At 65.1% G+C, this 16,536-nt stretch carries 17 protein-coding genes; 14 read left to right on the top strand and 3 right to left on the bottom strand.

Going from position 1 to position 16,536, the window contains the following annotated elements; genetic code table 11:
* Positions 1 to 157: 157 nt before the first annotated feature.
* Entirely contained in the window at positions 158 to 1,192 is a 1,035-nt protein-coding gene (locus IWH25_RS04655; protein ID WP_203388177.1) for an IS630 family transposase, read from the top strand.
* 124 nt (positions 1,193 to 1,316) lie between these two features.
* On the opposite strand, the gene IWH25_RS04650 is transcribed toward IWH25_RS04655, so the two are convergent.
* The 3 genes from IWH25_RS04650 to IWH25_RS04640 all read right to left on the bottom strand — a co-directional run bounded on the left by IWH25_RS04650 (position 1,317) and on the right by IWH25_RS04640 (position 4,853).
* Positions 1,317 to 1,769, bottom strand: a complete 453-nt coding sequence (locus tag IWH25_RS04650) for a protein-disulfide reductase DsbD N-terminal domain-containing protein (protein WP_203388176.1) — start codon at positions 1,767 to 1,769, stop codon at positions 1,317 to 1,319.
* 208 nt (positions 1,770 to 1,977) lie between these two features.
* Positions 1,978 to 2,493, bottom strand: a complete 516-nt coding sequence (lspA, locus tag IWH25_RS04645; RefSeq protein WP_203388175.1) for a signal peptidase II — start codon at positions 2,491 to 2,493, stop codon at positions 1,978 to 1,980.
* On the bottom strand, positions 2,490 to 4,853 hold the full coding sequence (locus IWH25_RS04640) for a heavy metal translocating P-type ATPase (RefSeq protein ID WP_471220890.1): 2,364 nt from the start codon (positions 4,851 to 4,853) through the stop codon (positions 2,490 to 2,492). The genes lspA and IWH25_RS04640 overlap by 4 nt, the downstream gene beginning before the upstream one ends.
* 149 nt (positions 4,854 to 5,002) lie before the next feature.
* Between IWH25_RS04640 and cadR the strand changes: the two genes are divergently transcribed.
* From cadR to IWH25_RS04575, 13 genes are all read left to right on the top strand, one after another.
* The gene (gene cadR, locus IWH25_RS04635) at positions 5,003 to 5,473 is read left to right on the top strand and encodes a Cd(II)/Pb(II)-responsive transcriptional regulator (protein ID WP_141020283.1); all 471 of its coding nucleotides are present in this window, start codon (positions 5,003 to 5,005) and stop codon (positions 5,471 to 5,473) included.
* A gap of 1,052 nt (positions 5,474 to 6,525) precedes the next feature.
* Positions 6,526 to 7,428 carry a LysR family transcriptional regulator gene (locus tag IWH25_RS04630; RefSeq protein ID WP_141020281.1) on the top strand — a complete coding sequence of 301 codons (903 nt, stop codon included), beginning with the start codon at positions 6,526 to 6,528 and terminating at the stop codon, positions 7,426 to 7,428.
* Positions 7,429 to 7,969: 541 nt separating this feature from the next.
* Positions 7,970 to 8,731 (top strand): ATP-binding protein, encoded by a 762-nt coding sequence (locus IWH25_RS04625; RefSeq protein ID WP_203388173.1) that lies wholly within the window; start codon positions 7,970 to 7,972, stop codon positions 8,729 to 8,731.
* Between the two features lie 118 nt (positions 8,732 to 8,849).
* Entirely contained in the window at positions 8,850 to 9,068 is a 219-nt protein-coding gene (locus IWH25_RS04620; RefSeq protein ID WP_203388172.1) for an AlpA family transcriptional regulator, read from the top strand.
* Positions 9,069 to 9,108: 40 nt separating this feature from the next.
* Positions 9,109 to 9,975, top strand: a complete 867-nt coding sequence (locus IWH25_RS04615; protein ID WP_138860446.1) for a ParA family protein — start codon at positions 9,109 to 9,111, stop codon at positions 9,973 to 9,975.
* On the top strand, positions 9,959 to 10,195 hold the full coding sequence (locus tag IWH25_RS04610; protein ID WP_012584779.1) for a hypothetical protein: 237 nt from the start codon (positions 9,959 to 9,961) through the stop codon (positions 10,193 to 10,195). The genes IWH25_RS04615 and IWH25_RS04610 overlap by 17 nt, the downstream gene beginning before the upstream one ends.
* Positions 10,188 to 11,846 (top strand): ParB family protein, encoded by a 1,659-nt coding sequence (locus IWH25_RS04605; RefSeq protein WP_141020279.1) that lies wholly within the window; start codon positions 10,188 to 10,190, stop codon positions 11,844 to 11,846. Before IWH25_RS04610 ends, IWH25_RS04605 begins: the two co-directional genes overlap by 8 nt.
* A 17-nt stretch (positions 11,847 to 11,863) precedes the next feature.
* Positions 11,864 to 12,424: a DUF2857 domain-containing protein gene (locus IWH25_RS04600; RefSeq protein ID WP_010792177.1), complete on the top strand. Its 561-nt coding sequence runs from the start codon at positions 11,864 to 11,866 to the stop codon at positions 12,422 to 12,424.
* Positions 12,425 to 12,427: 3 nt separating this feature from the next.
* Positions 12,428 to 13,612, top strand: a complete 1,185-nt coding sequence (locus IWH25_RS04595) for an STY4528 family pathogenicity island replication protein (RefSeq protein WP_141020278.1) — start codon at positions 12,428 to 12,430, stop codon at positions 13,610 to 13,612.
* 238 nt (positions 13,613 to 13,850) lie between these two features.
* Positions 13,851 to 14,603: an OST-HTH/LOTUS domain-containing protein gene (locus tag IWH25_RS04590; protein ID WP_168225014.1), complete on the top strand. Its 753-nt coding sequence runs from the start codon at positions 13,851 to 13,853 to the stop codon at positions 14,601 to 14,603.
* A gap of 188 nt (positions 14,604 to 14,791) precedes the next feature.
* Positions 14,792 to 15,580, top strand: coding sequence for a PFL_4669 family integrating conjugative element protein (locus IWH25_RS04585; protein ID WP_033980479.1), 789 nt, complete (start codon positions 14,792 to 14,794; stop codon positions 15,578 to 15,580).
* Positions 15,577 to 16,125, top strand: a complete 549-nt coding sequence (locus IWH25_RS04580; protein ID WP_203388171.1) for a DUF3158 family protein — start codon at positions 15,577 to 15,579, stop codon at positions 16,123 to 16,125. The genes IWH25_RS04585 and IWH25_RS04580 overlap by 4 nt, the downstream gene beginning before the upstream one ends.
* Positions 16,122 to 16,505: a single-stranded DNA-binding protein gene (locus IWH25_RS04575; protein WP_003141056.1), complete on the top strand. Its 384-nt coding sequence runs from the start codon at positions 16,122 to 16,124 to the stop codon at positions 16,503 to 16,505. The genes IWH25_RS04580 and IWH25_RS04575 overlap by 4 nt, the downstream gene beginning before the upstream one ends.
* The last annotated feature ends 31 nt before the right edge of the window (positions 16,506 to 16,536 follow it).

Genomic DNA, 16,536 nt, shown 5'->3' with positions numbered 1-16,536 from the left:
CTTGAACGTCTGCAACGATGTTTCACTGTTCGTCTCCAAAGGCGGCTATAGACGCCGGGCGGGGCGTATTAGAGACTATGAAGTTGCTACAGAGTCAACGGGTCCCGCACCTACTAACTTTCTCGAAAGTATTGTCATTGCATGAGATAATTCATGCATGAAATGCAAACGGAACTCGGACGGTCGTGCAATCGACCACCACTCGCTTCAAGTCATGCGCCAGCAGGCGATCAAGGCGGTTCGCGAAGGGCAGACAGTGCAAAGCGTGGCCGCGGCCTTTGGGGTGAACGTGCGCAGTGTGTTTCGGTGGCTGGCCGACTTCGCCAATGGCGGACAGAACGCGTTGCTCGCCAAGCCGATCCCGGGTCGCCCGTCGAAGGTGAGCGCCGAGGAGATGCGCTGGCTTGCTCAGGCGGTTCGGGACCACACGCCGCTGCAGTACAAGTTCGAGTTCGGGCTGTGGACGCTGTCGCTGATTCGCGCGCTGATCAACCGGCAGTTCGGCAAGGCGCTGTCGATTGCGACCGTCAGTCGGCTTATGAAAGTGCTTGGATTCAGCGCGCAGAAACCGCTCTACCAAGCATGGCAACAAGACGCTGCGCTGGTGCGGCAATGGGAGGCGGAAACCTACCCGACGATCCGTGCCGAAGCGCGTGCAGCGGGCGCGACGATCTACTTCGCCGACGAGTCGGGAATCCGTTCCGATTACCACACGGGCACGACGTGGGCGCCGCGAGGGCAGACCCCAGTGGTCGAAGTCACCGGCCGGCGCTTCTCGCTGAACATGATCTCGGCGGTGAGCCCGCAGGGCGAGTTTCGCTTCATGCTCCACGAGGGTTCGGTCACCGCCACGGTGTTTCGCGAGTTCCTCAAGCGCCTGATGATAGGCGCCGACAAGCCGGTCTTCGTGATCGTCGACGGCCACCCCATCCACAAGGCCAAGCTGGTCCGGGCCTACGTCGACAGCCTGAATGGGCAGCTCAAACTCTTCTACCTGCCGCCGTACTCGCCGCAGCTCAACCCCGACGAACAGGTCTGGGCGCATGTGAAGCGCCAGGTCTCGAAGCGCCTGGTGCAGGACAAGGACGAAATGAAACGGCTCGCGCTCGGCGCACTGCGTCGGATTCAACGACTGCCGAGCCTCGTCAAATCGTTCTTCCTTCAGCCCGAGTGCCAGTACGCCCTTATCTGACATTACTTTCTAGAAGGTTAGTATAAGCACACGCAGGCATTCGCTGGGGTGAGCGCAGAAAGGTGGCTGTCTGCATGGGACAATTAACGTCGCACTGATTGGCCACCGCGTGATGGGCAAACCCCTACTTTGGGAATTTCAGGTCGACGAGTTTCTCGATTGGCGGATAACACAGCCCGATTTTCTCGTTACACCCCTGATACGATGCGAATAGCGTGAACTCCGTGGCTTTCGATGCACGGTTGACAACGATGACGGCTCGGACGGGCGCCTTGTATACTTCGATCAGGCCAAAGAACGGATCATTTTTCTTTTCCCCCGGCGGCAGGCGCAACTCCTTGATTGACACTCCATTCGCGTTTTTCAGATGAAAGCGGAGCTTGTCCTTGTAGAGATAATGGTTCTCAGCTGGGACAATCTCGACCAACACTGTATCCGCGCCCCGGAAGGAAGCCTTGAACCGGAACGCTTCGTCGGGTGGCAGCGGCTGGTCGGCTGAAACAGCAGCGCGCGATCCGCTGAGGACGATGAGCGCGGCCAGCATCACGCGCCCAAGTTGTAAGAATCGCCGCGGCATTTCGTACTCCTCATTGTTACGCAATCGAAAATCGGTACTCGGGTACACAGGCAGTTGGGCAAGGCCCGCCCCCTCCCTTTGCGCGTCCGCGTGAGGGGCGCTCTCATTGTCCCTTTTTCCTGTTAATCGGCGCGCTTTGCGCGCATGCTCCAGACTCATCGATATTGGACCAGTCGCTGGCCCTGAGTAGAAAAATGGTCGAGTGAACTTACCTTGCTGAACGTGTGGCGCCGCTATTTCCCAGCAGGATAAGCAGGACGCCCATCACAATCGCCGAGTCGGCGAGGTTGAACGCTGGCCAGTGCAAGCTGCCCACGTAAAGGTCGAGATAATCGACCACTGCACCGCGCAATATCCGGTCGACCGCATTCCCCATGGCCCCCCCGAGGATCAAGCTGTAGCCGAGCGCAGTGCGCCCAGTGTCTTCCCCCCGCAGCAGTAGAAAGACCAAGCCAGCCGAGACAACAAGGGCCACGACCGTTAGGAAGTAGCGTTGCTCACCACCGGCATCGGCGAACAGACTGAACGCGGCGCCTTCGTTCAAGAGATGCACGAGATTGACGAACGGTGCGGCCGCCGCGCTTGCACCGTAGGGCAACCAGCTGGTGATCCATGCCTTGGCACCCTGATCGGCAAGGACAATGCCCGTGGCAAGGGCAAGCCAGCCCCACCGCGGGCCGCCGAAGGCAGCGGCGAGCCTTCCGTAATACTTCCTGGCACTCATTTACGCAGTAACCTTAAGCCGTTGAACACCACCAACAGACTTGCGCCCATGTCGGCGAATACGGCCATCCACATCGTGGCGTCCCCCGTGAAGGTCATCATGAGAAACACCGCCTTGACGCCGAGTGCGAGAACGATGTTCTGCGTCAACACTGCAGCAGTGGCGCGCGACAAGCGCACGAAGGTAGGGATCTTGCGCAGGTCGTCGTCCATCAGCGCCACGTCGGCCGTCTCGATAGCCGTGTCCGTACCGGCCGCCCCCATCGCGAATCCGATGTCCGCACGGGCCAACGCAGGGGCATCGTTGATGCCGTCGCCGACCATGCCGACCTTGCCACCCTTCCGGTGCGTCAGCAACGATTCGACAGTGCTGAGTTTGTCTTCGGGCAGCAGGTTGCCCCTCGCCTCGTCGATACCCACAGCGCTCGCGATCGATTCGGCGGTATGGACGTTATCGCCGGTGAGCATCAGCGTCTTGACGCCCAGGGAATGCAGATCGGCGATCGCCTGACGGCTCGTCTCGCGCAGCGTGTCGGCGACTGCGAAGATCGCCAGCACTCCGGTCTGGTCCGCCAACAACACCGCCGTCTTGCCCTGGCGCTCGAGTACGTCCAGCGTCTTTTCGATCTCGGGCGAGCACAGCCCGAGTTCCTCGACCAGTCGATGGTTGCCAAGTTGATAGATATGACCATCAATGCCGCCACGCACGCCACGGCCCGGAATGGCGGCGAAATCGGCGACCTCGCGCAACACCCATCCCATTTCAACCGCGGCACGGGCGATCGCCAGCGAGACCGGATGATCCGAGCGCGCGGCGAGACTTCCCGCCAGGATATGGGCCTCGTTCGCGTCGCCGCTCAGCACCATGAAGTCCGTCTGGGCGGGCTTGCCGTGCGTAATCGTGCCGGTCTTGTCGAGCGCCAGCGTGGCGAGCTTGCGCCCCTCTTCGAGATACACCCCGCCTTTCACCAGAATGCCCTTGCGGGCGGCCGCGGCGAGACCGCTGACGATCGTGACCGGCGTCGAGATCACCAAGGCACACGGACAGGCAATCACCAGCAGCACCAGCGCCTTGTAGATCCAGTCCATCCACGCGCCGTCGAATGCTAGCGGTGGCGCGATGGCCACCAGCAGCGCGACGGCGAACACGGCCGGCGTGTAAATCCGGGCGAACTGGTCGACGAAGCGCTGGGTGGGCGCGCGGCTGCCCTGGGCCGATTCGACTGCATGGATGATGCGGGCCAAGGTGGAATGGTTCGCCTCGGCCGTCACCTTGTATTCGAACGATCCCGCCTCGTTCACCGTGCCCGCGAACACGTTGTCGCCTTCGGACTTGTCCACCGGGAGGCTCTCGCCAGTGATGGGCGCCTGATTGACCGTCGAGCGTCCGTTGATCACCACGCCATCGAGCGCAATCCGCTCACCAGGGCGCACGCGCACCACTGCGTTCAAAGGCACCGCCTTGGCGGGCATGGTTACCCAGCTTCCATCGCCCTGACGGACGGTCGCAGTGTCGGGCGCGAGTTCCAGCAGGCCGCGAATCGCGTTGCGGGCCCGATCGAGCGATTTCGCTTCGATCATCTCGGCCAGCGTGAAGAGGAACATCACCATGGCCGCTTCCGGCCAGTGTCCGATGAGCATCGCGCCCGTCACGGCAATCGACATGAGCGCGTTGATGTTGAGATTGCGATGCCTGAGCGCGATCCAGCCTTTCTTGTAGGTCGCCAGACCGCCACTGAGAATCGACACCAGCGCGAGCGCCAGGACGGTCCAGTGGTCGCCGCCGTTGAGCCAATACACACCCTCGGCCAGCGTCGCAGTGATTCCGGCCAGCGCCATCGGCCACCAGTGGGTCTTCGGTGCGGGTTTGGTCGGCGGTACAGCGTTCTCCGTATCCCCCGTTTCGACCTTCGCTTCGAGACCAATGGCACTCAGGGCGCCGAGGACTGCGTCCAACGCCCCCGGACGATGCGTCACGCTCAGGCGACGCTGCATCAGGTTGAAGTCCAGCGCCGCCACTCCGGGCATGCCGGCGAGCGCGTTCCGGATCAACGCCTCCTCGGTCGGACAGTCCATGCCGGCGATCGTGAGCGTGGTGCGCAGCGGGGCCCCGGTCACATCGATGCGTTGTGCCGACCCGCCGGCGGCTGGCAAGACTGCATCGACCGAGGCCGGCGAGTGGGGGCGATCGCTCACGTCCAACGTACGCCCGGTCTGAACGGGGTCGAGTCCCGTCACGCCGTCGAGGGGCTCCAGATTGTTGCGGATCAGCGCGGCATCGGTGGGGCAGTCCGCGCTGTCGATGCGGTATAGCTTCGCGTGGAGGGCGTCGGGGGAGGACTCACCGGACGGCTGGGGCACGGCGGAACACCCGCAACTGCCAACACTGCATTTACTCATGCTCGATTCTCTTGTCTGGACCTAACATCATTTAACAATCTGTAGTCACTACAGAGTCAAGCGCCTAAAATGCAGGCACGATCGTTGTCCCGGCCTGGAGGGCACGCAAGATGAAAATCGGTGAGCTGGCGAGAGTCACAGGCACCCCGGTGGAGACCATCCGCTACTACGAGCGCGAGGGGTTGCTGGCTGCCCCTCCACGTACTGAAGGGAACTTCCGCATTTACGACGAGAGTCACTTGGAGCGCTTGTCGTTCATCCGCCATTGCCGATCGCTGGACATGGCATTGGACGAGGTTCGCATCTTGCTGCGCTTCAAGGACGCGCCCGCCGAGAACTGTGGAGACGTAAATACGCTGCTCGACGCGCACATCGGTCACGTTACCGCCCGCATTAGCGAGCTTCGAGCGCTGGAGCGACAGCTCAAGAGCTTGCGCGAAAGGTGTAACGAGGCGCGGGACGCAGCCCACTGCGGCATTCTGAACGAATTGTCACAGCGCCCGCCTCAGGGGACGGCTATCGAGGGTGGGCACGTGCATGGTGTGCATGGAGGCACTCCGGCACGCAATGCCGAAAAATGATATTTGGATGGGCGCATGGAACCAATGGCACCGACCATACCGTCAAGCGGACAGATGAACTCGATTCGTAAGCGGATTGACCGAACTGGCTATACGTTTCTCGCGCTGGACACGGGCAACACGATGCAAGCAGACGGTCACCGGGATTGCAAATAGCACCAATTCGCACGTCGGGTTGGAAAGGGAGTCCGTGCCGCCGCAAAAGTCAAGAGCCGCCTGCACACTTGGTGTTACGCCCCATCAATTGGTGCAGTCGTCTCCTGAAATCGACATCCTTCGATGGTATCTCTTCAAAGCCTCATGCCCGTTCGGAACAGGCCCGTCGCCGACACCCGCGGAGCAGGCCGGCGCACATCCCCGGCATTGAATGCTGAGGGTCAGTGCCTGCTGCTGCCGTGCCAAGGCGGGCAGACCGGCGACGTGGCACAGGCGGTCCTCGGGTCTCCGTTGGGCGCGGCGCGCAGGTGCTCGCGCGTGCTGAAATCCGCGAGCGGTGCAGCCGACGACGACGCGCCGGCGTCAGGGCGTGCGTGCCGACGCAGTTTCATGGGGGTGTCTTTCGACTCACCCCGGTCGCCGCCCGGGTCGGTCATGAAGCCCAGTTCCAACGCCCCGGACTTCTGCGCAGCCGCCATCACCTGGGCGACGCGCTGGTGGGTCCACCCGGCGGTCGCCGCGGATGAAGTCCTCGGGCTGGGGCTGGCGCGACGCGGAGGCCTGCAGCCGCTGCGCGATCTGCTCGTCGCTCATGCGTTCGTCGTTCCAGAACACTCTGCCGTGGGGGGGACAGGTTCGCCACCTCGAGCTTGATCGGCTTGACTCCATTTAGACTCGGATGTTAATGCGAATTATTATTAATTGTCGGTGGTTTTGCCTGATAAGGCAACACCGATGGAATAACCCGGTCTTGTTTGGACACTCGGCGCCTTGTGCCGGCGGCGGAAGGCCGGATGGCGGCGACTGGTAAGCCTCTGTGACCGGTATCGTCACCGGGAAGCACTCATGCGGTTCCCTACGGTCAGAGGAATGGACTCCATCTTCTGGGGAAATACATGAACTTACGCCATCTTCGCTGTTTCATCGCCGTGGCCGAGGAGTTGCACTTTGGCCGGGCGGCGCGGCGACTGCATGTGGAGCAGTCGCCCCTGTCGCGCACGATTCGCCAACTTGAGGCGGACCTGGGCGTGACGCTGCTGGAGCGCACGCCGCGCGGCGTGCACCTGACCCCGCCCGGGCAGGTGTTCCTGGAGGAGGCCCGGCGCGTGCTGCTGACCCTTGAGCAAGCCCAGACCAAGGCGCGGGCGGTGGCGGCGGGACACCGGGGCACCTTGCGCATCGCCTTGGCCGGCGGCGTCGGGCGGACCCGCCTGTCGGCACTGCTCGCGCTGTGCCGGGAGGAGGCGCCGGAAGTGGGCATCCGGCTGTTCGAGGCGCGGCTGTCGGAGGTGGTGGGCGGACTGGGCAACGACCTGTACGACGCGGCCTTTGCGATGACCGGCGAGATGGAGGCCGGGATGGTCGCCAAGCCGGTGTGGCAAGATCCGCTGCTGGTGGCCGTACCCGCGCGGCACCCCTTGCTGGCGCACAAGCGGGTACCGCTGGAAGAGGTGGTGGGCTACCCGCTGGTGCTGTGTCACCCGCAGGTTGGTCAGGAGTGCAGCCGGCAATGCGAGCGCCTGCTGCGCCTGGTGGAGACACCGCCGGTCGTGGCCGAGTACGTGACGACCCACTCGCTGATGCTGGCCCTGGTGGCGGCCGGCTATGGCGTGGGATTTTCCACCGCGGCGCACGTGGTGGCATGCCGGCAGGCGGACGTGATCGTCCGGCCGCTGGATGAAGACTCGGCGGCGCTGACGACCTACCTGCTACATCCCGAGGGCGCGATGTCGGAGCCACTGCGCCACTTCATTGACCGTGCGCAGCGTGTCGGCCATATGCCATTGGATACGCAATGACTCGCATAAGGACTGCTTCAGGCGGGTTGGCCGATTCCATTTTGGTCAAAGCGCCAGACCTGTTTTGCTACAGCGGGACTCCATTGCCGCGGTGCCCTGGCGCGCTGCAGTCAGGCCTTGACTGTGCTTGCGATTGGCATTTGAAGATGAAAATCGCATTACCAGCGTGGCGCGTCACAGCGAAGACGCGCGGCGCAACAGTGCTTGCCGTATGCGCATCGGTTTTTGTGTATTGAGTTGATCGCGCTTTACTGGGCCCATTTCCTTGCAAAGACTTTGGCCTAGTTCTCCGGGGCAAGCGTGGCGCCCGCGAATGACGTTGGTGACGGCATGTTTCGCGACTTACGAATTGTGAGTGATGGGACCATGCCCGACAAGGCGCACATCTCGCAACGGTAAAGGCGGCATCACCGATGCCACGGTCTTCGCCGCCTCGCCACCTGCTCGTTTCGCCCGGAGGCTCCTGGACATCCGCGCACGCCGCCTGTACGGCGGGTGCGCGTGTGTGGACTCGGTGCGATGACGAATGGAGGCGCGCGATATGCCGAAGTCGAGCAGCCTGGCCGATGGCGCCAAGACCTACTACCGCCCGATCGAGGCGGCAATCCGCTGGAGCGGATTGCTGCGCTTCGAGCGGCGCATCCTGGCGACATTGGGACAGCGGCCGCTGCCGCAGCCAACGGAGTTTCCGCGCTGGCCGACGCTGCGGTTGAACGCCGAAAGAATCTTCGATGCGCTGGCTCACGGCGAGATGCCGTATGGCAAGGAGGGCTTGGTGCGGGACACGCAGGGCCTGGCGATGGACGACCCGTCGCTGACGGTGCGGCACGTCGATCTGAAAGCCTGGATGGCGCACTACTACCCCGGCGAGAAACCGGCGTTTCTGTTCGATGAGATCGAGCGTGCGCTTCACCCGGCGATCAGCCTGGACACAGTGGGCGCATTGCTGGTCGAGCAGGAAGCGATCAAGGCGCGGCTGGCGGAACACTTGGGCGTGCACGAGACGCTGCGCGCCGAGCATGAGGCGCTGCTGAAAACGCACGCCACCTGCGCGGCCGACACGGAGCGTGCGAACAGGCTGGGGCCGCGCAGCGAATCGACCTACCTGAACATCGTTGGCGGGTTACTGACGCTGCTGCTGGGCAAGTCGCCCAGCGGCATGCCGTATTCCAGCTTCCTGACGCAGGAGGCCATCATCAGCGCGATGGTGGCGCACCACGGCAACGCGATGGGCATCACCGAGCGCACCCTGCAGGCCAAGTTCGCACTGGCTCGGCGCAATCTGCAGAGCACGACTTCCTGAGCGATGCCAGACCGTATCTGCGGTCGCGGAAACCGCATTTGCGGTGTCTTTCTTCAACGCGGCGTTCTTAATTCGAGTCACGCCAATCAGCGCCACTGAGCGTTAAGGAGTGACCCTCATGCCTTCGCAGACCACCGCCACGGCGGCACCGACCGAGCACCGCATCCTGCGCCGCGCCGAGGTCGAAGCCAAGACCGGCTTCAAGCGCGCGCACATCTACAGCCTGATGAAGGAAGGCAAGTTCCCCAAGGCGCTGCGCCTGGGCGTGCGCGCGGTGGGCTGGGACTCGGTGGAGATCGAACGTTGGATCGCTGATCGCCTCAAAGAACGCGCCTGACGCTTCTTCTCGGTTCATGCCATTCGACGAGGAGAAGCTCATGCAGGTGGTGTCCATCATTTCGACCAAGGGCGGCGTGGGCAAGACCACGACGGCGGCCAACCTGGGCGGCTTCATCGCCGATGCCGGGCTGCGCGTGCTGCTGCTGGACCTGGACGTGCAGCCCACGCTGTCGAGCTACTTCACGCTGGACGTGCGCGCGCCCGGCGGCATCTACGAGATGCTGGCCTTCAACGAGCGGCGCATCGAGCAACTGGTGTCGCGCACCGCGATCGCGGGCCTGGACCTGGTGCTCTCCAACGACGACCGCGGCGAACTGAACACGCTGCTGCTGCACGCACCGGATGGGCGCCTGCGACTGCGCCATTTGCTTCCCGTCTTCCGCACGCAATATGACTTGCTGCTGATCGACACCCAGGGCGCGCGCAGCGTGTTGCTGGAGATGGCGGTGCTGGCGTCCGACCTGGCGCTGTCGCCGGTGACACCGGAAATCCTCGCGGCGCGCGAGCTGCGGCGCGGCACGCTGCAACTGATCGAGGACATCGCGCCGTATCGGCACCTGGGCATCGAACCGCCGCCGCTGCGCCTGCTCATCAACCGTGTGCATCCGGTGTCGTCGAACGCGCGGCTGGTCCAGCAGGCGCTGCGACAGGTGTTCCAAGAACAGGCCGGCGTGCAGGTCCTGGACATCGACGTGCCGGCTATCGAAGCCTATCCGCGCGCTGCGACACGAGGATTGCCGGTGCATCGGGTGGAGTACCGGCGGCCGGCTGGGCGCACGGCGCCCGCGGCGCTCGACACCATGCGCACGCTGGCCGGCGAGCTGTTCCCCGCGTGGCGGGAGCGCTTCGCGCTGGTCACCGGCCGGGCCGATGCGGGAGGGGCCAGCCATGGCGAGCGCACATGAACTGGCGCGCGGCCGTGAACGGCTACGCGCGCTGATCGAGTTCGCGCTGGGCGAAGGCTGGCGCGTGGTGCGCACCTCCGGCGGGCACCTGAAATTCACGAAACAAGGCTGCGCGTCGATCTACACCAGCTCGACTGCGAGCGACCACCGTGCCGACCGCAATGCCCGCGCGCAACTTCGCCGCGCCGACCGGCAGGCGCAGGAGAACGGCCGTGGCTGAGCTGACGCCGCAGGACATGGCTGCCAAGCTGCTGGCCACCGGCTTCGAGCGCAGCGGCCCTTCGGCCGCGACCTTGAGCGACCCCATCGCCGACACGCCGATGGTGGTGACGCTGGACCAGTTGCGGCCCTACGACCACGACCCGCGCGTGACGCGCAACCCGGCCTATGCGGAGATCAAGGCGTCCATCCGCGAACGCGGGCTGGACGCGCCCCCCGCGATCACGCGCAGGCCGGGCGAGGCGCACTACATCATTCGCAACGGCGGCAACACGCGGCTGGCGATCCTGCGCGAGTTGTGGAGCGAGACCAAGGAGGAACGCTTCTTCCGCATTGCGTGCCTGTTCCGCCCGTGGCCGGCGCGCGGCGAAATCGTGGCGCTGACCGGGCATCTGGCCGAGAACGAGCTGCGCGGCGGGCTGACCTTCATCGAGCGGGCGTTGGGCATCGAGAAGGCGCGCGAGTTCTACGAGCAGGAATGCGGCCAGGCGCTGTCACAGAGCGAACTCGCGCGGCGGCTGACGGCCGACGGCTATCCAGTGCCGCAGTCACACATCAGCCGCATGAACGATGCGGTGCGCTATCTGCTTCCGGCGATCCCGACGCTGTTGTACGGCGGATTGGGCCGGCATCAGGTGGACCGGCTCGCGGTGCTGCGCAAGGCGTGCGAGCGCACCTGGGAGCGGCGTGCGCTGGGCCGCACCGTGGCCGTGGACTTCGCCACCTTGTTTCAGGACGTGCTGACGCAGTTCGACACACAGCCAGACGACTTCTCGCCGCAGCGGGTGCAGGACGAGCTAGTGGGTCAGATGGCCGAGCTGCTGGAGGCGGACTACGACACGCTGGCGCTGGAGATCAACGACAGCGAAAGCCGCCAGCGTGCGCTGACCAGCGAACCGGCGGCGCCGACTCCACCTGCAGCGTCTGTCGTTCCTGCTGCTCCTCCCCCGCAGGTCTCCGCGTCTCAGCAGCCTCCCGTCTCATCTGTGCCGCGAGGCACCACGCCGGCCACGCCTTCGGCGCCAGCAGCGACACCGTCTGCATCGCCCGGAGCACCGGAGGAACAGCACGGGCAACACGACGAGCGCTTGCAGGGGCACATCGTGTCACCGGCCCCGACCACCGAGCGCCTGCAATCCATCCAGCGGATGGTCGCGGACCAGCTCGGCGACAAGCTGCCCGACTTCGAGGCCGATGCGCTGCGTGCGATCCCCGTGCAGGCCGGCGGGCTCTATCCCATCTCGGACGTCTGGTACATCGAGCCGGGGCTGGACGTGCCGGATCGTCTGCGTGTGCACATCGTGCAGTTCGCGCGCGAGATCGCCGGGGAAGCGGCGGTATCCGATCACATCGAGGCCAGCGATGGCGGCATCGGCTTCGTCTGCGTGGCGCCGGCCGTGGGCCAGGCGAAAGCGCTGCCGGCGTTCGCGCGGGCGGTGCTGACCCTGCTGCATGCGCTGAGTGCGGCGCCGCCCTCCACAAACGGATTGGACCGCGCGCGGCTGGCCGACGAGCTGGCTGCGTTGCTGCATGGCCACGGCGGCGCGGCCACACGCCTGAGCGATGCTGCGCTGGTGAAGCTGTTCCGTCTGCTGCGCCTGGCGCGCCGGCTGCTGGACCTGCAAGCCGGCGAACCGGGCCAGGAATCCTGAGCGCAGGAGGCTCCCGTATGTCGGCACCGCACCCGCTCAACCAGGCCGTGATCGCCCAGGCCCTGCATGACCTGCGCAACGGGCAGTTGCGCCGCTGCAAGGCGATGGGCTTCGGCGAGGAGGAGCTGGATGCGCTGAAGCACCCCGAACTCGTGAGCATGCTGGTGAATGCCACGGTGTCGTGGTGCTCGGTGTCGGTGAACCGGGAAGTGTTGAAGCGGCTGCTGAGCCAGGTGCACGACGTGGAGCGGGAGATCGCCACGGTGGACCGCATGCTGCGCCTGGGGGCGAGCACGGAGATGGTCAGCAAGTTCTACGGCCTCACGCATCAAGAAGTGGCGCTGCGCCGCGACATCCTCGGACTGCCCAAGCGCAAGGGCCGGCATCCGGTGCTCGACGAGGCGCAGGACGTGGCCCTGTGGGAACGCTGGAAGGCCGGCATCACGGAGCGGCACATCGCACTGAACGACGACATGGCGATGCTGGCGCTGACCATGGACCTGGCCGAGGCCATGACCCTGCCCATGTCGGTGATCTGGTCGGCGATACGGAACTGGGTCGACCAGGGGCTGGTGTAGGTCATGACGACGGGCGACGCTCCACGGCGTGATGGCCCGGTTGCGCTGTCGGCGTTGTTCGACGAGGCGCTGCGGCACCTTGAGCCGAAGGAACCGGCGCAGGGCACGGCGCCGAGCCAGGACGGTTTTCTCTACAGCGGCAACCGGCACGAGAGCGTGCCGCGCGCGCTGTTCCTCGACCGACGCCTGACGCCGCTGGAGCGCAATGCCTGGCAGGTGTTCCGCCTGCAGCTCAACGACGACGGCGTGACCGCCTTTCCCACCTACGACCAACTCCGCCCCTATCTGGCGTCCATGCCCTGTGCGGCGCAAGCCTCGCACGAGACCGTGGCGCGCGCCTTGACGCTGCTGCGGCTGACGCGCTGGCTCAGCCTGGTGCGGCGGCGGCGCGATCCCAAGACCGGCCGCATCCAGGGGAACCTCTACGTGCTGCACGACGAACCGCTGTCGCCCTTCGAGGCGATGCAGCTCGACCCCGACTATCTGGGCCTGGTGAGCCAAGCGCTCACGCACGCGGCGAAGGCGGTGCAGGTCGTGGGCATGAACACGCTGCGGGAGATCGCCGAAGACCCGCTGCTCAGCGGGCGCACGCTGCCGACCCGCCTGCAGGTGCTCGCGCAGCGCATGGCGCGGCATGGCTGGACGACGCCAGGTTATCCACAGAAGGGTGCGGACCACGAATCCGAAGAAGGCCAGGAAGCCCTGCTTCGGAATGGCGCGCGCCCGTCTTCGGAATCCGAAGCAGGGCCGAAACCCGCGCCGGACGGCTCTCTTCGGATTCCGAAGGAGGACCGTACAGTACGTAATGATCGTATAAATGAAGTACGTACAGTACCGCGCGCGAGGGCCTTGCAGAACCTGCGGCTGCCCGAGCGTTTCCTGCGCTTGAAGGACGAGCAGCAGGCCGGCGCGCTGGTGGCGCTGCAGCAGGTGGACGAGGCGCAGAGGCAGGCCGTTCTCGACGAGTGGGCGGCACGCTGCCACAACAGCGCGGTACGCAACCCGGCCGGCTACCTGTTTGGCATCATCCAGAAGGCGATCCGCGGGGAGTTCAAGGCCTGGGCCGGAGAAAGTGCATCGGCGGCGCCAGCGTCCCCGCCATCGTCACCACCGGCATCCCGTGCGGCTGACCCCGAGGTGGCACGTGCCTACCTGGCACAGCTCCGAGAAGCCTTGCGTGATCGCTGATGTTGACTATCCCCAGGGGATAGCTGGAACAGACACCTTTCCGCCGCGCTCGATTGTCGCCCGCCGAACGACAGGCGAAACTGTCGCCTGTGAATCAGACGAGGACAGCCACGCACGAGCCCGGCCGATGATGGACATGACGACTTCCCCCGTCACAAACGTACTGCAACCACTGCAGCGAGACGTTCAGCGCTTGCTGGGCAGATGCCTGTTGCGCCTTCAACAATACGAGCGCCTCATGAAAGCCATCGTGGCGCACCACGAGATTTCAGGCCCGGCGCATTCGCTGGAGGCCATTCGCACAGCGCGGATCGAAGATGCCGCGACCAAGACCCTGGGCACGTTGGTCGGACAACTGTTTGGTTCGTATGTGGTCACCGATGGAAATGGTGGCAAGGAACGCGACAACGATCTTCCCGGCGACGTGATTTCCTTTCGCACGCGCGTGCAACTGAGCCTGTCTGCGCAGGACTACGCCAAAACCCAGGCCGACCTCAAAGACCTGGTATCGCTGCGCAACACCCTGGTGCACCACTTCATCGACCAGCACGATCTATGGACCGTGGACGGGTGTCGCGCTGCACAGGACGAACTCGGTTCCGCCTACACGCGCATCGATCAACACTTTGAGCAGCTGCGCGGCTGGGCCGAGCACATGGATCAGGCGCGGCGCCTGGCAGCGGAGTTCGTCCAGTCGGATGTGTTCCAAGACCTGGTGGTCAATGGCATCGCGCCGGACGGCACGGTGGACTGGCCGGCCGCCGGCATCGTTCGCGCGCTGCGCGAGGCCGCCGCGCAGTTGGCCGTCGAGGGCTGGACACCCATTGCCGCCGCTGGCCGCTGGATCGCGGACCAGCATCCCGAGCAGCTTCCAGCCAAGTACGGCTGCAGCAGTTGGCGGCAGGTGGTGCACGAGTGCCGCCTGTTCGAGCTTCGCTACCGTGAGGTGGAGGGGCAACGGGCCGCCTGGTACAGACCTCGCGAGGCATAGCCCCGCAACGCGGTCTCACCTCCGCGCGAGCCGCGAACAACTCCGCCGAGCTATCCCCAGGGGATAGCCGGCACACACAGCCTTCCGTGCGGAACAAACCGGGCGCGCATGGGCTGCGGTTTGTTGACTGACAGCCTTCCGGCCGATGCCGATGCTGGCGACTCGCCCCTTCACCGCGAGTCGCTCCCATGGCCAACGAACGCACAGAACCCCTGCAACTGAATCTCGGATCGCTGCGCAGCGCGATGTCGCTGACGCTGCACACGCACCACGCTTCGCGCATCTGGCACGGCCGCGCGCCGACCGAGGGGCGCCCCGGCATCATCGGTCTCAACGGCTTCATCGGCGCCATGAACAAGATGAAGCGCGGCGCCGAGCAGGACGACCCGTACTCGGATTGGTGGATGTTGCGGATCGAGGACAAGCTCGCCGACACCAAGACCCGCCTGCAGACCCTGCGCGAACAGGTCGACCAGGCCCTGGCCGACGTGCCACCGGCGCTGTCGCTGGGCGAGAACATGAATGTGCAGCCGGTGAAGCTGCCGCTGTTCGTGAATGCACAGCTCGGCTTCATGGCGGTGTACCTGCTGGCTGACTACGACGACCTGGCGCGCAAACTCATCCTGGCGCACCACACGGCGCTGATCGACCGCAGCACCTTGGAGCGCTGGCTCAATGATGGCGCGCACGCGCTGCGCAGCCTGTTCTCGCTCGCCCAGCAGTACCGCTACTCGGGCACGACGCGCGACGACTTCGCGGCGAAGAACGCCGCGGCGCGAGCGGCGCTGGAGAAGTTCGGCGAGCTGCCGCAAGACGTGCTGGAAGGCACGCGCCGCTCGCGCTTCGCGCCACCGATCGCGCGGCGGACGACCAAGCCCGGCACGCCGCCTGCTGCGCCCGCCATCGAGCCCGATGCGCCGGCTCACACGGATGGCGCAGCCAATCCAGCGACGGGTAATGAGGGTGCTGACGCATGACGGCATCGCCCCCCATCGGTCACTCCACGCGCTTCGTGGCGCTGGAACAGGCGGACTTCCAGCGGCTGGAACAGGCAGGCTACCTAAAAGGCCTTTTACAGCCTTTTAAGGGTAAGGGGAGTCTGGAGACCTGGGCCAGCCAGTGCGCAGCGCTGCGCGACGACGTGATTGGCCTGGCGCAGCGGCGTGTGCTGCCCCAGGCACGCGCCTACCCCTTCAGCCTGCTCGACGTGCAACTGGCCCAGCAGGCCACTGGCGCAGGGACGACCTTCCTGCGCTGGCGCAACCTCGACCGTTCCTCCATGGGTGTGGCGTTGTGGGAGGCCCTGCTGGCCAACCCCGCGACGCCGGCCTCGCTGATCGACGAGCTGTACGCGATCGAACTGCAGCGCATCGTGCTGAACATGCAGATCAGCCTGACCCACAGCATCGCTCGCCAAGCCCTGGAATGCGCCAGCAAGGCCGCCCAGGCCGAAGCGGCTTACCTGCGGCGTGTCCACGGGCATACCGCGGCCGTTCCACCCACCACCAAGGAGTCACCATGAGCACGCACTTCGTCGGCGAGGGCAACATCGGTTCTGCGCCGGACTACCGCGAATTTCCGAACGGCAACGACGAGCCGCGCCGGCTGCTTCGCCTGAACGTCTACTTCGACAACCCGATCCCGAAGAAGGACGGCGAGTACGAAGATCGCGGCGGCTTCTGGGCGCCCGTGGAGCTGTGGCACCGCGACGCCGAGCACTGGAAGACGCTGTACCAGAAAGGTATGCGGGTGCTGGTCGAGGGCCGCACCGTGCGCGACGAATGGGAGGACGCCGACGAGAACGAGCGCGTGACGTTCAAGGTCGAGGCGCGGCGCGTGGGCATCCTGCCGTACCGCATCGAGTCGGTGGCGCTCAGCACCAAGCCGGCCGGCGGACAGTAATTCGCCCATCGCCGTTCCCCCGAGGGCGACT

This window comes from Azospira restricta (assembly GCF_016858125.1).
In the GTDB taxonomy this organism is placed as follows: Bacteria; Pseudomonadota; Gammaproteobacteria; order Burkholderiales; family Rhodocyclaceae; genus Proximibacter; species Proximibacter restrictus.
The sequence above is the reverse complement of the archived record's forward strand: the minus strand, read 5'-3'. Positions and strand labels throughout refer to the sequence as shown.

Bases quoted from the DNA above. Each gene is read 5' to 3' on its own strand.
- IWH25_RS04650 (WP_203388176.1), bottom strand. From the start codon at position 1,769: ATGCCGCGGCGATTCTTACAACTTGGGCGCGTGATGCTGGCCGCGCTC.
- IWH25_RS04585 (WP_033980479.1), top strand. From the start codon at position 14,792: ATGGCCAACGAACGCACAGAACCCCTGCAACTGAATCTCGGATCGCTG.
- IWH25_RS04600 (WP_010792177.1), top strand. From the start codon at position 11,864: ATGTCGGCACCGCACCCGCTCAACCAGGCCGTGATCGCCCAGGCCCTG.
- IWH25_RS04655 (WP_203388177.1), top strand. From the start codon at position 158: ATGAAATGCAAACGGAACTCGGACGGTCGTGCAATCGACCACCACTCG.
- IWH25_RS04610 (WP_012584779.1), top strand. From the start codon at position 9,959: ATGGCGAGCGCACATGAACTGGCGCGCGGCCGTGAACGGCTACGCGCG.
- IWH25_RS04630 (WP_141020281.1), top strand. From the start codon at position 6,526: ATGAACTTACGCCATCTTCGCTGTTTCATCGCCGTGGCCGAGGAGTTG.
- cadR (WP_141020283.1), top strand. From the start codon at position 5,003: ATGAAAATCGGTGAGCTGGCGAGAGTCACAGGCACCCCGGTGGAGACC.
- IWH25_RS04620 (WP_203388172.1), top strand. From the start codon at position 8,850: ATGCCTTCGCAGACCACCGCCACGGCGGCACCGACCGAGCACCGCATC.
- IWH25_RS04590 (WP_168225014.1), top strand. From the start codon at position 13,851: ATGAAAGCCATCGTGGCGCACCACGAGATTTCAGGCCCGGCGCATTCG.
- IWH25_RS04625 (WP_203388173.1), top strand. From the start codon at position 7,970: ATGCCGAAGTCGAGCAGCCTGGCCGATGGCGCCAAGACCTACTACCGC.
- lspA (WP_203388175.1), bottom strand. From the start codon at position 2,493: ATGAGTGCCAGGAAGTATTACGGAAGGCTCGCCGCTGCCTTCGGCGGC.
- IWH25_RS04580 (WP_203388171.1), top strand. From the start codon at position 15,577: ATGACGGCATCGCCCCCCATCGGTCACTCCACGCGCTTCGTGGCGCTG.
- IWH25_RS04615 (WP_138860446.1), top strand. From the start codon at position 9,109: ATGCAGGTGGTGTCCATCATTTCGACCAAGGGCGGCGTGGGCAAGACC.
- IWH25_RS04595 (WP_141020278.1), top strand. From the start codon at position 12,428: ATGACGACGGGCGACGCTCCACGGCGTGATGGCCCGGTTGCGCTGTCG.
- IWH25_RS04575 (WP_003141056.1), top strand. From the start codon at position 16,122: ATGAGCACGCACTTCGTCGGCGAGGGCAACATCGGTTCTGCGCCGGAC.